This window comes from Gemmatimonas sp. (genome assembly GCF_044345575.1).
Lineage (GTDB): Bacteria > Gemmatimonadota > Gemmatimonadetes > Gemmatimonadales > Gemmatimonadaceae > Gemmatimonas.
Map to the genome: position 1 here is coordinate 1 of NZ_JBIJAW010000006.1, position 15,413 is coordinate 15,413.

General features: G+C 66.8%; 5 protein-coding genes. 4 read left to right on the forward strand and 1 reads right to left on the reverse strand.

The genetic code is table 11. The features are described from left to right. Nucleotides 1–341 precede the first annotated feature (341 nt). The 3 genes from ACIQ6O_RS00975 to ACIQ6O_RS00985 all read left to right on the forward strand — a co-directional run bounded on the left by ACIQ6O_RS00975 (nt 342) and on the right by ACIQ6O_RS00985 (nt 11,094). Nucleotides 342–569, forward strand: coding sequence for a phosphopantetheine-binding protein (locus ACIQ6O_RS00975; RefSeq protein ID WP_396205890.1), 228 nt, complete (start codon nt 342–344; stop codon nt 567–569). 161 nt (nt 570–730) lie between these two features. Further along, the gene (locus ACIQ6O_RS00980) at nt 731–2,740 is read left to right on the forward strand and encodes an SDR family NAD(P)-dependent oxidoreductase (RefSeq protein ID WP_396205891.1); all 2,010 of its coding nucleotides are present in this window, start codon (nt 731–733) and stop codon (nt 2,738–2,740) included. Continuing rightward, nucleotides 2,737–11,094, forward strand: a complete 8,358-nt coding sequence (locus ACIQ6O_RS00985; protein WP_396205892.1) for a beta-ketoacyl synthase N-terminal-like domain-containing protein — start codon at nt 2,737–2,739, stop codon at nt 11,092–11,094. Before ACIQ6O_RS00980 ends, ACIQ6O_RS00985 begins: the two co-directional genes overlap by 4 nt. Before the next feature lie 15 nt (nt 11,095–11,109). Here ACIQ6O_RS00985 and ACIQ6O_RS00990 read toward each other — a convergent pair whose 3' ends face one another. After that, nucleotides 11,110–12,819 (reverse strand): adenylate/guanylate cyclase domain-containing protein, encoded by a 1,710-nt coding sequence (locus ACIQ6O_RS00990; protein WP_396205893.1) that lies wholly within the window; start codon nt 12,817–12,819, stop codon nt 11,110–11,112. A gap of 121 nt (nt 12,820–12,940) precedes the next feature. On the opposite strand from ACIQ6O_RS00990, the gene ACIQ6O_RS00995 reads away from it, so the two are divergent. Beyond that, nucleotides 12,941–15,364 (forward strand): cyclic nucleotide-binding domain-containing protein, encoded by a 2,424-nt coding sequence (locus tag ACIQ6O_RS00995; protein WP_396205894.1) that lies wholly within the window; start codon nt 12,941–12,943, stop codon nt 15,362–15,364. Nucleotides 15,365–15,413: the final 49 nt, after the last annotated feature.

Genomic DNA, 15,413 nt, shown 5'->3' on the forward strand with positions numbered 1-15,413 from the left:
AGATCCTCGAGGCGCAGCGCCTCACCCAGCAAGCGATCCTCGAGTCGTTTGCCATGACCCTGCGTGGGATGGGCGGAGGTGCGGAGGGCGTCCCCGCGCTGACGGCGCAACCGGTCATGCGGATGCTGCCGGGGACGGCGCCTGCGCTTACCGCTCCGGTTACCGCTCCGGCCCCAACGGTCACACCACAGCCAAATCTGGAGCCGGCACCGGTTGCCTCGACGCCGGCTCCCTCGGGGCCAAACGCCGCGGCGGCGCCTACCGTCGTCCGTCAGTCCGCAACGACGGCACATTCGGCAGAGGCCCCCGTTCCCACGCATGCAGCAGCGACGGCGGACGTCGTGCTCAGAGTCATTGCAGCAAGCACGGGGTACCCGATTGAAGCCCTCGCTCCCGACATGGAGCTCGAGGCCGACCTCGGCATCGACTCCATCAAGCGGGTCGAGATTCTTGCGGCACTGGCTGACAAGGTTGCTGGGCTCGACGCGCAGTCGGCGGATCCAGCAAAGATCCGTCGCGTCAAGGATCTGCTCGGCTTGTTGGAGGGCTCCCCCGCGGGCCCTCAGTAGCCGCTGCCCCCGAGATTCCGGTTTCGGGGGCAGCGGCGCCGTCCATCGATCGCCGTGTCGTCGAGTGGCTCCCTGCGGCGTTATCGGGGAGCCCAGCGCCGCGCCTGTCGTCCTGCTCGACGATCGCCGTCATCGGCGGTGAGTCGTCCGAGCGCCTCGCCATGGCGCTGACGTCGGCGCTGACGGTGCGGGGTATCGACCTCTCCCTCGCGACGCCGGCGACAGCCGACCTCGTCGTCATCGCGCCGCCGTTCGGCGACGTCGACCCTGTAGCCGAGGTCTTTGCGGAACTGTCGGCCCTTGCGAGTCGCCCCACGCCCGTGCGGCTGATGGTGCTCGTCACCGATGGATCTCGCGCCGGTGCCGGTGCCACGGGCGTCGTCAAGTCGGCGGGCCGCGAATGGGGAGCCGACTACCTCTGTCTATCGCATGCGACGATGCCATCGCCGATCGAGGTGGCCACAGCCATCGCTGACGAATTGGCATTCGGTGGCGGTGAGCGCGAGGTGCGCGCCGGCGCTACCCGTACCGTCCTGACGCGAGTGGGCGCGCCCTTCACAGCCGAGCGGCGCCCCGTTCCCGCCGGGCCCTGGATCGTCTCTGGCGGGGCGCGTGGAGTCACCGCCGCGTGTTGTGTCGCGCTGGCGAAGGCCGGCATGCGCCGCGTCGTTTTGCTCGGACGTACGGCGCTCACGGACGAACCGCTCGCGTGTCAGGGGGCAGCGGACGAAGCCGCATTAAAGCGTGTCTTGGTCGCCAGTGCGACGGGCAAACCGAACCTGAGCGCCGTGTCCAGGCAGGCGCGCGAGATCCTCGCCCAGCGTGAGGCGCGTGCGAACATCGCAGCCATCGAGGCCTCCGGGTGCGCGGTCCGCTACGCGGCCGTCGACGTGACCGATGCCAAGGCGATACAGGCGCTCCTGCGCGAGGTACGTCAGGAGTGGGGACCGATCACCGGGGTGGTCCATGCCGCGGGCATCCTCGCGGACAAGCGTCTGGGCGACAAGACAGCCGAGCAGTTCGCGTCGGTGATACGCACGAAGTGCGACGGCGCGGCGGCGTTGCTCACGGCGTGCGCCGATGATCCTCTCGAGGTCCTCTGTTTCTTCTCGTCGGTTGCAGCCCACAGTGGTAACGCAGGCCAAAGCGACTACGCCGCAGCGAACGCCATGCTCGATCACTGGGCGGAGACAGAACGGATCGCACGCGCCCCGCATAGCCGGGTGATGAGCATCGCGTGGGGTCCTTGGGACGGTGGGATGGTAACGGATTCGCTGGCAAGGCATTTCACGGCTCGTGGTGTCGGCTTGATCCCGCTCGGGCATGGCGCTAAGGCCATGGTCGAGGAAATCGAGCGAGGTACACACGCACAGGTGATCATTGGGTGCGGGCTCGATGATGGCGATGTGGCGCGCCCCGACACGGTGCACTTCGATGTCGCGCGGCTCCCGATGGTGAGGGATCACGCCATCAATGGCCGCGTGGTCCTCCCGATGGCCATGGCCGTGGACACGCTTCTGGGTAGCGGACGTCGTATTCGTGGCGCCGACGTCTCCCTGCGCGACATTACCCTGTTTCAGGGGGTGATGATGCCATCCGGGACGGCGAGATTACAGGTGGGGCTGACCGCTCCCGACGCAGCGGTGACGCGGGTGACGCTAACCCACCCGTCAGGACGACCAGCGTATCAAGCGGACGTGGAGCGCTCGGCCACGACATCCCCTTCCGTGCCGGTGTGGCCCGCGCCCACGGGAGTCATGCCGGCGGTTTGCGTGGCCCCGTACGAGACGGCGCTCTTTCATGGCCCAGCGTTCGCGGTGATCCGGGAAATCATTTCCTGTGACGACACAGGAATCACCGCGCGCCTTGCAACGGCCACAGGCATGGGATGGCCAACGGACTGGCAACTCGACCCGGCTGCCATCGATGGCGCGTTGCAGCTACTCATCGTATGGGGCGTGGTGCAAGACGGTCGGGGCTCGCTGCCAACGCGCATCGGCTCCTGTGAGCAATGGGGCGCATGGCCGGCGACAGATACGGTGCTTTGTCATGTGAGCGCTGCGCGAGAGCATGGATTGCGGCGCCGAGCCACGGCGACTTTTCTCGACGAGACAAGGTCGCGCGTGCTGGCACGCCTGACCGATATCGTGATGCACGCGCAGGATACATGAGGCACGTGAGCCCAATCGCCATCATTGGCCGGGGATGCGTTCTCCCCGGCGCACTGGATCCCGACAGTCTCTGGCCTCGCGTTGTGGCGGGCGATGACCTCACTGGGCCATCGACCGCAGAACGCTGGGGGTTGGCGCCTTCCGCAGTGTGCGCGGCGGATGCTGAAGCCAGTGCATCGGCGCGGGGAGGATACGTTGACGGCTTCGCATCCATGTGGGATCCGAGCGCCTATGCGACCCCGGCGGAGCGGTTGCAGCGAGCACCGGAGGGATGGCGCTGGTTGATGCACGCGTCGGCTCAAGCGCTTCGTGAGGCCGGAATTGGTTTGGCGGGAGGCCGCCGCACCGGGATGGTCCTCGGTAGCCTCGGGTACGCCACCCGGGAATTCGCGGATGCGGCAGCGGGCCACTGGTGCGGTATGCCCCCCGCGTCAGCCATCGCACTCGAAGGGCAATCGGGGGCCTTGCGCTGGACAACCGCGGCGGTGGGCGTGTTCGGACCATGCGTCGCGCTGGATGCCGCCTGCGCGTCTGGCCTGTATGCGATCAAGGCGGCATGCGACCAGTTGCACGCCGGACGGGCAGACGTAATGCTCGCCGCAGGGCTCAATGCGGCGGACGATCTGTTCTTGCACGTCGGATTCACCGCATTACAGGCCTTGAGCCCGTCCGGCCGATCGTCTCCGCTCAGTCGACTCGCCGATGGGCTGCTGCCCGCGTACGGCGCGACGGTGCTCGCTCTTAAGCGACTCGACGATGCCGTGACTGCGGGCGATCGGATTTATGGGGTCATTCGCGGTGTGGGGCTCAGCAACGATGGGCGCGGCCCCGGGCTGCTAGCCCCGACGACCGTCGGGCAACAGCGGGCGATTCGTGCCGCGTGGTCGACCGCCGGACTGGATCCCCGGACCCTCGATTACCTCGAGTGTCACGCGACGGGTACGCCGGTGGGCGACCGCGAGGAGCTCCGCAGCTTGCGCGCCGTATTCGGCGATGACATGCCACTACGTCTTGGCCTACTCAAGGCTCAACTCGGCCATCTCATCACCGCCAGCGCCGGCGCCGGCGTGCTGAAACTGCTTGGTGCCCTGGAGCATGCTCTGTTGCCGGCAGCGCCAGCCGCCGCACGGGAAGCGCCGCTGACGGAACTCGCGCAGACGCAGTTTCGACTCGATGCGGATTCGTCGACGTGGTCGGCGGGCACTCGCCCGCGCCGGGCGGCGATCGATGCGTTCGGTTTCGGGGGATGCAATGCGCATGCCATTATTGACGGGCCCGAAGCAGCCGAAGATCTCGCGCCCCAGCGCGCCAATGGGACGCGCCAATCCGTTCACACGCCGGTCTCGTCGCCGACACTCGCCGTGCTTGCCTGCGATCTGGCGGTGGGCAGCGACCAAGACGTGCATGCAAGCCTTCGCACGCTGACCGGACGCCAGCCGGCCACCCGCCGGGTCGGGGATCTCGCGCTCCGCCTCAAGGGGTTGGGCTTCCCCCCCGTCGACTTACGGCATGCCTTGCCGCAACAGCTGTTACTGCTCAGATCCCTCCAGCGCGTGGCCCCCGCCTTGGCCGACGTCAACCGTGCACGCGTGGGCGTCTTCATCGGCGCGGACATGGACCCAGCTGGTGCTCGGCACGGGTTCCGCTGGCGGCTCGACGCGTGGCTGGGACGTCCGGCGGCCGACGCCGAGCGCGACGCGATCGTACCGGCCCTCGAAGCAGCAGGTGTTATCGGGACGATGCCCAACATGCCGGCCAATCGGATCAACAGCCTGCTCGACGCCGGCGGTCCCGGCCTTGTGTTCAGCGCCGGGGAAGCGTCGGGACGCTGGGCGCTCGATGCGGCCGCCGCTGCCATCGAAGCCGGGGAGATCGACGCAGCCGTAGTCGGTGCAGTCGACGTCGCCGGCAGTGCTTTCGGCGACGACGAGACGCGCGCGGACGCCGTGACCTTGCTTGTGATCGCCCGGAGTGACCTGCCGGGGCTGCCTACAGCGCTCGCCCAGTTGCAGCGGGCCGACCCGACGACGCCTGCGGCGGCGCCCGTACAGCCCTGGGCGGACACCGGCATTGCCCGAGAACTAGTCGACATCGCCGTAAGCACGTTGTGCGCGCAGTATGCTCTGCTCCCATCCGCGCCGGCCCTTCCATGGGTGGCGACCCCACGTCGCCTCACCGTACACGGCTGGGGCATAAGCCATTCGGCGCCACACGGCACGGCAGACGAGGCGCCCCGGGTCACGATGTACCAGGCCGACTCACTGGACAGTCTGCGCGAGGCCGTGCGCACACGCCAAACGTTGGGTGCAGGCCAGTGGCGCCTCGTGGGTACCGGCGACCTCGAGGCGAAGATACTCGCGGCATCGATCCCCGATGACGTTGGGCGGGGCATGCTCCCGCGGGAAATCGCACGCGGGTGGTGGCTTGGTCATGGGCCGGCTGCCGAAGCGGCGTGGGTCTTCACGGGCGCAGCGGCGGCATATCCCGGTGCCGGAAGCGCACTGCTGCGTGCCGTACCTTCCGTTGCCGATGCGCTCGCCCAGCGCGCGCCGCGCCTCAGCGCGCGCCTGCCGCAACTCCTTGGTAGCGCGTCGCTGTCGCTGATCGACCAGCTGGCCCTCGCCACGCTGACGTCGCAGGCACAGGCGATCCTGCTCGGACAACTCGGCATGCGCCCCGACGCCTGTCTCGGCCTGTCCAGCGGAGAGACGAATGCGCTCTTCGCCAGCGGCGCGTGGAGCGACCCCGATACGTTGTTCGACGCGGTGACCGAATCAGGCATGTACGACCTGCACCTGGCGGGCGAACATCGCACGCTGCGCGCAGCGCGCGGCCTCGGACGCGAAGACGCGGCCGAATGGCGCACGTTTCGTGTCTGGCATCCGGTGTGCGCGCTGCGCGAGGCCATTGTGGCCACGGAATCTGGGACGCCGGTGGACGTGGTACGGCTGCTACTCGTGCATCATGCGCGGGATGCGGTCATCGGTGGTACCGCCGCGGCGTGCCGCGCTCTGCTGGACGAACTCGGCGCACGGGCAACGCCCCTCGGTCACGACCTCGTGGTGCACTGCCCTGAGCTCGAGCCCTTCGCTGACGTTTGGTACGCCGTGCATCACCGCCCGACCACGACCATCACTTCGCCGCGGCTATACGCGAATGCCTCAAATGCCGCGTTCACACCTACGGCGGACCGGTGCGCGGCGAACCTGCTCGCGCAGGCGCGTACAACGGCGGTGTTCGATGCGACGGTGGAACGTGCCTACGCCGACGGCGTACGGGTGTTCGTGGAAGTGGGTCCGCGCGCCGCGTGCGCTGCGTGGATCAGTGAGATTCTTGGCGACCAGCCACATCTGGCCGTCGCCCTCGATGGGGCACATGGTACACTGCGTGACACGGCCGGGGCGCTAGCGCGTCTGGCCGCCGCCGGTGTCGTGCCCGACCTCTCCGTGTGGAACACTGCAATGGATGCTGTCCGTGTGCTGAGCACGCGTGAAGTCGCGTCGACCGATGGGCCGTTTATCCAGATACCGGCGTATGTGCCGCCGAAGACGCTGGATGCACCGGCGCCGCGGGGCGACATTCCTCATGCCCCGTTGTTGGCGCCCATCCTCGCCGATCAGCTGCACGCCGTAGCGTCTGCAGCACCCGTGCCAGCCATCACATCAACGGGCATCTTGCCGGTTGGCGCCAGTGACACCCCTCGGGTTGCGCTCGCGCAGCATGCCGGCGTGTTCCCCATGTGCGGTGCGGTCGCGGCACTCGCCGGGACGCAACAGGCGCTACTCAAGGTGCAGGAGTTGGCCGTGCGCGCTCTGAGTGCGCAGGCAACACGAGCTGGGACTCAGCGCATGGCCCCGCCCCTTCCCTCGCCCGCGGCGGAAGTTCCCACTACCGTCGCCCCCCCCACATTCGTGGCCGATGGACCGAGCGCAGACCTGGCGACGGTTGCGCCGTGCGTCTTCCCAGGCCCGTCGTTCTCGAGAGAGCAGTTGGAGTATCTCGCGCACGGCAAGATCTCCACGCTATGTGGCCCGCAGTTCGAGAAGCAGGACGCATGGCGCCGGCAGGTCCGCATGCCGCGCCCTCCCCTACTGCTCGCCGATCGCGTCCTTGGCATCGAGGGCGAGCCCGGATCGATGTCGACGGGCCGCATCTGGACCGAGACGGATGTCACGGCCGACGCATGGTATCTCCACAACGGCCGCATGCCGATGGGGATCATGATCGAGTCCGGCCAGGCTGACTTGCTGCTCATCAGCTGGCTCGGCATCGACCTCACGCATCCAGGCGATCGCGTGTATCGGTTGCTTGGCTGTGAACTGACGTTCTCCGGCGGCCTGCCGCAGATCGGCGAGACGCTCCACTACGCCATCAACATCACCGGCCACGCCCGTCACGGCGACATCGGGCTGTTCTTCTTCAACTACGACTGCCAGGTCGATGGCCAGGTGCGGCTGAAGGTCACGAATGGACAGGCTGGCCTCTTCACCGATCAGGAGTTGGCGGACAGCGCGGGCATCCTGTGGGAGCCGCTCGAGGATGTGCCGGACGCCGCGGCCCCGCTCGCCGGGCCGCGTCCGGGCGTCACGGTTCGACCCGCGTACTCCGCCGAGCAGGTGGCCGCGTTCGCCAGCGGCGATGTGCAGACGGCATTCGGCGAAGGGTTCCAGCGCGCGGTCAGCCATACCCGCACGCCCCGCATTCCGTCGGGAGACATGCGGCTCTTCCGCGAAATCGTGGAGATGGATCTTACCGGTGGACCGTGGGGCCGTGGCTATCTCAAGGCCACCCTGCCCATCACGCCCGATCACTGGTTCTTCGACGGGCACTTTCACAATGACCCGTGCATGCCCGGGACTTTGATGCTGGAGGGGTCGCTGCAGACGCTGGCCTTCTACCTCGCGGCCCTTGGACTGACCTCCGACAAGGACGGTTGGATTTTCGAACCGGTACGCGACCTGCCGTACACGCTGCGCTGCCGCGGACAGGTCACCCCGTCGTCACGCGAGCTGGTGTATGAGGTGTTCGTGGCGTCGATCACGGACGGCGATGAACCCACCATCGTGGCCGACATCCTGTGCACTGTCGACGGCCTCAAGGCGTTTCATTGTCGGCGCATGGCGCTCAAGCTGGCGCCGGATCATCCGCTGTCGAATCGGGAGATCGCCGAGATCGTCGACGCGCCAGGACCGGTCGTGGAGATCGATGGATTCCGCTACGGTCAGGCGTCGCTGCTCGCGTGTGCCACAGGGCACCCGGCGCAGGCCTTCGGCAAGCTGTACTCCACCTTCCCAGAAGGGATGCGTGTGCCCCGGCTGCCGACCCCGCCATACCACTTCATGAGCCGCATCGCGAGCATCAGCGAGCCGCCCGGCGGAATGAAGGCGGGCGTCACGGTGGAAGCGGATTACGACCTGCCACCGGACGCGTGGTACTTCACCGCGCGCGAAGGTGGGCGCATGCCGATCGCGGTGCTGGTCGAAGTCGCCCTGCAGCCGTGCGGATGGCTGGCGTCGTACGTCGGCTGCGCCGTGCACGAAAAGGGTGAGGTATTCTTCCGTAATCTCGACGGCAAGGGCACGATTCACCGTCCGCTGCTCGCCACCGACGGCACGGTGCGCGTGAAATCCACGCTCACGACGCTTTCGAAGGCGGGTGGCGCGACACTGGTGTCGTTCGCGGTGCAGTGCACCGTGCGCGGCGAGCCGGTGTACGACCTCACCACCACGTTCGGCTTCTTCCCTGGCGCTGCGCTTGCCGGTCAGGCGGGGTTATCCGCCACCGATGAAGAGCGCGCCCTCGCCGCGCGGCTAGGCGGCGCGGATTTGCTGGCCGGGCTCGACCCGCGGAGCCGTGCGGCGCTGCCCTCCCTGCAGCTTCGCATGTGCGAGCGCGTCACCGTGCGCGAGCAGGATGCAGAGGGACGCACCCACCTGCTGGGTGAGAAGACCGTGCGACCGAGCGAGTGGTTCTTCAAAGCGCATTTCTACCGCGATCCGGTGCAGCCGGGATCGCTCGGAGTGGAAGCGCTGATCCAGCTCGTGCAGGCGCATCTCCTGCTCGATGGTGCGGCGGTCGCCATTCCCAATGGCCTCTTCACCGACCTGGTGTCGGAGCAAAGCAGCTGGCAGTTCCGCGGCCAGGTGCTTCCCGAGTCGAAGGACGTGGCGCTCACGGTGGAGTGTGAGCCGATCGTGCGTACGCCCACGTCGTGGTCGGTACGCGCCACCGGCTCGGTGTGGGTCGATGGGCGTCGCATCTATCACGTTAAGGGCATGCTGATCGAATGGGCAGCGGCCCCACAGGCCCCGCCGTCCATCCGGCTCGACGCGGCCACGCAACCCTGGTGGAACGATCATCGCCCCACCTATACCGCACCGGTCGCCCCGGGCATGGCATCGCTGTCCCTGGTGCTCGAGCATGGGGCCGCATCGTCAGCCGAACGCGTGATCGCCGTCGAAGATCTGGTGCTGAAGCAGTGGTTGCTGCTCGATGTCCCTCGCACGCTGTCGGTCGAGCGCGACGGGCCGGCGGTGCGGGTGATCGACGCCACGACGGAGCGCGCGGTGATCGCCGAAGGGTCGGTGCAGACGGGAGCGAACTATCCCGAGGCGCCCACAGCGTTCGCACCGCTGGCCGATGCGGAACCGGTCACCGACCTGTACACGAGCGGCGCCCTGTTTCACGGCCCTGCCTATTTCCGGGTGACCGCGGCCCGCCGTTCTGCCCACGGCGCCGACGCCACGGTCGCATGGGATACCATCGCCGACGCGCGCGAGCGAGTGTCGCACATCGTACTCGATGCCGCGCTGCACGTCGTTCCGCACGATACCATGGCGATGTGGTTCCCCGAGGTGGCGCCACAGCAGGTGGCGTATCCGGCGCGCATCGAACGCTTCACTTTGTTTGCCGACGCCCCGCGAGAGGGGGTGAGTGAGGTGCGCATCCGTCCGACCGGATATCATGGCGACTCGCCGCGCTTCCCACGCGTCTCGGTGCATTTCCTTCACGCCGGGACGCTCTGGGCCGAACTTGTCCTCGTCGAAGTCTGCCTTCCGGCCACACGCCTCGGTGCCCTGCCGGGGCCGGCGCGTCGCGCGTTTTTGCGTGACGGGACGTTCGTCTCGGCGGCCCGCCTCAGCGACGAAATCGATGGGGTGACTCGTCTCGCCGCGCGCACGCTGGCCGAAGCGGACTGGCTGCCCGGGACCGTGGCGCAGATTTTCGGCCTGTCCACCGACGAGTCGTCGGCACGCCGCACGCACGCAGTAGCAGCCAGAGAGCACGCCGCGGCGCGCCTGCGCGTGCATCCCCGAGACATCAGCGTGTCGTCGGACGGTGACGTGCGTTCGCCCCGGTTGCCGCTGCTCGACTATCAGGTGACCATCGACGGTGACACCAAAGCGGCGGTCGTACGCGATGCATCGCCTCCGGGATTGTCGAGATCGGCCATTGACCGGTGGTGGCACGCGAACGGCTGGAACAGCGAGCGTCCGGAGTTGCGCCCGTTGTTCATGGAAACCTGCCTGCAATTCGTACGGAGCCTACGTGTCGTCGACCCCGCGGCGCTGGCGGCAGCGCGCCATCGGCCCCTGCTTTTCGTGGCCAACCATCAGGTCGCGGTGGAATCGATGCTTGCGGGCATGCTATTGCCGGCCGTGGTCGGACGACCGCTGCTTGCGTTGGCGAAGATCGAGCATCTGTCGACGTGGGTCGGCAAGCTCGCGCTCGGACTCAACGACGTGTCACGTGGCCCGGCCATCACGTTCGTCGATCGCAGTCGTCAGGCGGAGATGCTCGCCAAGCTCTCTGCCATGGCAGCCACCGCTCACGAGGGGGAGCGCGCTCTGCTCGTCCACGTTGAGGGAACCCGATCGCAGCGTGGAGGGCAGCCGGTGTCGACGATCAGTGGCGTATGGTTCGACCTCGCGGTGCGCTTCGGCCTGACGATCGTTCCACTCCGCTTCTGCGGTGGCCTTCCGTTTGCCGGCGTGAGCGAACGCCAGGAGTTCCCCGTGGGCTATGGGGGGCAGGAGTTCGTGATCGGTCGTCCCATTGACGGCGCCGACCTCGCCGCGTTGCGACTCATTGAGCGTCGCGATCTCGTACTTGCGGGCTTGGCGGAACTTGAAGGCTTCGACCACGAGCCCGTGGGAGAGCCCGACTTCGCCGCGCGGCTGGTCGAGACGCAAGCGCGGTGGCAGCTCGACGAAGTTCGAGCCGCGTTCCTGCTGCTCAAGGCGCGCGCGGACGGATGGCCGCTCGATGCGACCGGACTACCCGTAAGGTTGCCGCCCTCAAACGACCAGGACGCCTTCTGGCAGTGGTTCGCCGCGCGAGCCCCTACCGACTGACCGAACTTGACGCGCTCACTTTTCCTGAGCGCGCCAAACCCCGTCCCATCCGTCGCCCGGAGGCTGGTTCCGGAACTGCGCACTTCGGGCGCGCATCACCAGCGACGGGCCGTCGGCCGGATCGATTTCGAGGCACCGCTGGAAGCAACGGTCGGCCGCATCGTACCGACGCTCGCGGTAGAGCGCGAGCCCCTCCGCATACGTGTCAACCAGTTGCTGCTGCATTACCGTCAGCTGGCCAGCGGGCGCGAGCAGCTCGAACACCCGGCTCGGTTCCGCCTTTCCCACCACGGCTACAAGGTCGATCTCCCGCGCTTCGACGGCCGTACGCGCGAACCGATAGGTGTCCTCGGAGATCATGATCGTGGTCCCGTACGCCTTGTTTAACCCTTCGAAGCGCGACGCGAGATTGACCGTATCGCCAATGACCGTATACGACATCGCTGTCTCCGAACCGATGGTGCCCAATACGACCTCGCCGGTGGCGATGCCCATACGAACGACTAGGTCGGGCACATCACGCCGCAAGCCGATCAGGTCCGAGAGCTCCGACCGCAGGGTGACCAGTGCCTCCCGCTGGGCCAACGCGGCGAGACAGGCCTTGACCGGGTGCAAATCGTCGGACACGAATGGCGGGGCCCAATACGCCATTACCGCATCGCCGATGTATTTGTCAATGATGCCGTCGTGCGCCTGAATTGCCTCGGACGACAGCGTGAAGTGTCGGTTGAGCAGGCGCACGATCACCGCCGGCGTGAGCTGCTCTGACAGCGAGCTGAACCCCTTGATGTCCGAGAAGAAGATCGTGACGTTGCGGCGCTCGGCCGCGTTGCTTCCGCCCCCGCCGAGGAGCTGCGCCACGACCTTAGGATCGACGAACTTGCCAAACGTGTCCCGGATCTGCTCCTTCGCGCGCAGCTCCATGACCATGTGATTGAAGGCGTGCGTGAGCTGCCCAACCTCGTCCACGGATGCGACGTGTATCGGTTCCATCACGAGTCCATCCTGAAGGGCACGCGTGTTGGAGACGAGCTGTCGTAACTGTCGTACGATGCGCGCCGCGAGCACGTACGCCGCGACGAGCCCCACGAGCGCCGAGACCACGAACAACAGGATCGTGAGCAGTCGCGCGGTGCGCCCGATGTCGGCCGTCTGCATCACCGCGGATTGGGCGAGGGCGTTCAGGTCGGTGCGTACGGAGTCGAGATCGTCCAGCGCAGCGCCATCGAAGCGGCCATTACCACGGGCCAGCGCGAGCCCGTCTTCTGCGCGTCCCGCCAGATACGCCTCGAAGATCTGCGCCACGATCGCCTGCAGCGGTTCCATCTTGGCGCGCATGACTTGGAAGCGCCCTTGCACATTCGCGAAAACGAGGCGGTTACCCACATCGTTCTTCGAATCGGCGACGGCGTTTCTGAGCAGGGCATCCGTCGAGTCGAACCGCGCGCGCAGCCGGGCATTCAATTGTTGCCGCTCGCCGTTCAGGACCCGCACCATGAGCGGGTCTCGCCCCCCGCTGCTGATTAGTCGCGCCAGCGTCAGACGATACTCGGCGGCATCCACCTCGGTCTTGCCGGCCAACGCCGTCAGCGGTAGGTGGTACTTCGCCATGCTCCCCAGCTGCGTGTTGATGTGCCGCTCGAGCCGCACCGTCACCCCAATGGCGATCCCGAAGAGCAGGAGGAGGAGGGTGAACAGCGCGAGAATCTTGAGACGGATGGTCATGACGCAGCGGGGAGAAGGGTTGTTCCAATCTACCCGCACAATCCCGATCAGACAGCCGCGTCGGCTATCCAAATTCATGCCTACGGATAAGTATTAAACCGATGATTTCCGCGATCCTGCCATGAACCGCGCAAACAGCGACCGTCCCGCCCTTGAGGCATTCGTTTTTCTGGCGTCCCTGACGCCTGATGAGCGGGAGGCGGTCGCGCGCGACGTGGTCCCCGTCAGCTTTGGCGCTGGTACCGCGATCGTTCATGAGGGGGATCGCAACGCAACGGCTTTCCTGATAACCGAGGGCGAGGTGGAGGTTCGCACCACCATCGTCGGGAGTACGCGCACCGCGGTGGTCGCCATACTCCGGGCGGGGGACGTCTTCGGGGAAATGAGCCTCCTCACCGGCGATCCGCGTCGGGCGTCGGGCGTCGCGCGTACCCCGGTAACGGCGTTCCGCCTCGAACGCGATCCGATAGAGGCGTGCCTGCGTGCGCGACCGGCCCTCGTTGAGGTGATGGCCGACGAGATGTCAAGTCGCCTGCTGACGCTGAGAACCGCACAAGGCGTCGAAGACGAGTGCATCACCGGGGGGACGGCGCGTGTTCGGCTGCGCCAAGGGCTCATCCGTCGAATCAGGCGCACGTGCATGCTCGATCACGTCCCCGCCGAGGTTGCCCACGATGACGCGGTCCTCGTCCGTGGACGGTTGCTCTTTCTCTTTCCGCGACCCGGTGGAGCGGACGCCCCCCTGCATCACATCGCAGTGGAAGTGTGGCGGATCGACCCGACCGAACAGCGACTTGGCGCCGCGCTGACGGACTTGGACGGTCGGTTTGCGATTCCGGTGCACGCTGGCCGCTCGCTCCACACTGTGGAGCTACGAGTGCTCGAATCGCAGCACACGTACACGGAGCGCGGAGAACTGGTCGAGCAGTGGCAACAGGTACACGTCGCTCGAACGACCTGGGTCGAGGGAGCCTCCGCGGTGGAGTTTGGCGACGTTCGGGTACCCTATTGGGAGTACGCCCCCGACGCTGACACCCCGCGCACATTTTTTCTGGAGCACGGCGACCCTCCGCAGCACCACCCGGCCGGCCGCGCCCTGGTCATGCTGCAAACCGTCGGCCCCATCGAGCGCATCAAGCAGAATCATCTTCGCGCGTGTCGCGAAGGTGATCATGCGCCCGACCTCGATCGCATCCAGAACGACTATCCGGAGAATCTCACGCGGCGCTGTGAGCGCGAGTCGCCAGGGGTGACCCGCAGTGATGCCTGGTTCGGCGATCGCATGCTCAACGGGATGACGGCCTCCGTCTTCGACCGCGTGGATGAGCGGCCGGAGCAGTTCCGCATCTATCACCATTGGAACGGCTACGATCAGAACGGCGTGTATGCCCTTCCGAACGTCGACATGCGCTTCGTCGCAGCCGGGGACTCGCTCGTGCCGGTGGAGATCACGCTACAGGTACGCGACTCCGGAGTCGCCGGTGCGCACGCACCGACCCAGCGGATCACGGCGCGTCCGGCCGACGGCCCCCTCTGGCTGCAGGCGAAACGCATTGCCCGCACCAGTGCCGCGCTCGTTGCCGAACTCGATCAGCACCTGGTCAGTACACACCTGAACGTCGAGCAGTACGCGATCGCTGCGTACCGGAACCTCCGGCGCAACCCGATTCGGATGCTGCTCTTCCCCCACATACGAGATGTGGCACTCTCCAACCGCACGGCCGATGGCCTGCTGCTTGGCGCGACGGGATTTCTCACCCGCGCCACGGCGCTGAGCGCCGCAGGGCTACAACAGCGCATCCGTGATGTCCTCGGCTCGCTCGACTGGCGAGATTGGCGGCCACAAGTGCCGGTGTGCCCTGCGCATCGGGCGGCTCGTGCCGGGCAGCTCTTCTGGGCCGTCCTTGGCGAATACATCGACGATTTCTTCGCTCAGCATGCCGACGGGATCGCAGAGAACTGGCGTGAGATCCGTTTGTTCTCCGATGACCTGACCGCGCATGCCATGCCCGCCTTCGTGTGTCGGTTTCTGCGTGCGACGGTAGCAGGGCGTTCGGCCGACCAGTGCCCGTGGTTCAACACGGACGAGCGCATGAATCTCGAAGCCCATCGCCCCGATGTGGATGAGGCCCCACGCGCTATCCACCCGCTTACGCACAACGACTCGCCGGAGGCGTCGGACTGGGCGGCTCTCAAGCAGTGCTGTCGGTACGTCATCTACCACGCGACCTTCAAGCACACCTGGGCGAATCAGCGCCAGTACGACGAAGGCGGAGAGCTCCGCTATGCGACACTGAGCCTCCGCTACGGTCGCGCCGGCCTGTTCGGCCCCGAAGACGACGAGACTATGTTGCCGCCGCCCGCCGTCGCCTCCGAGCTGCTGTGGATCGCATACATGCTATCGCATGCGGTATACGGTCGAATCATGCAAAACGAGGATCGGGACATTCCCCCATCGCTTCGCGAGTTGCTCGGGCGTCGTCGTGCGCAGTTCGCCGACGTCGGATTCGACATTGACTGCATTCAATCGCGAACCAACATCTGAGGCTCTCAGGTCATGACCGATCATCTTCGCGCCATATCCGAACGGGTGA

What these genes read in the sequence shown, in the direction of transcription:
- ACIQ6O_RS00985 (WP_396205892.1), top strand. Translation starts at nt 2,737, where the DNA reads ATGAGGCACGTGAGCCCAATCGCCATCATTGGCCGGGGATGCGTTCTC.
- ACIQ6O_RS00990 (WP_396205893.1), bottom strand. Translation starts at nt 12,819, where the DNA reads ATGACCATCCGTCTCAAGATTCTCGCGCTGTTCACCCTCCTCCTCCTG.
- ACIQ6O_RS00980 (WP_396205891.1), top strand. Translation starts at nt 731, where the DNA reads ATGGCGCTGACGTCGGCGCTGACGGTGCGGGGTATCGACCTCTCCCTC.
- ACIQ6O_RS00995 (WP_396205894.1), top strand. Translation starts at nt 12,941, where the DNA reads ATGAACCGCGCAAACAGCGACCGTCCCGCCCTTGAGGCATTCGTTTTT.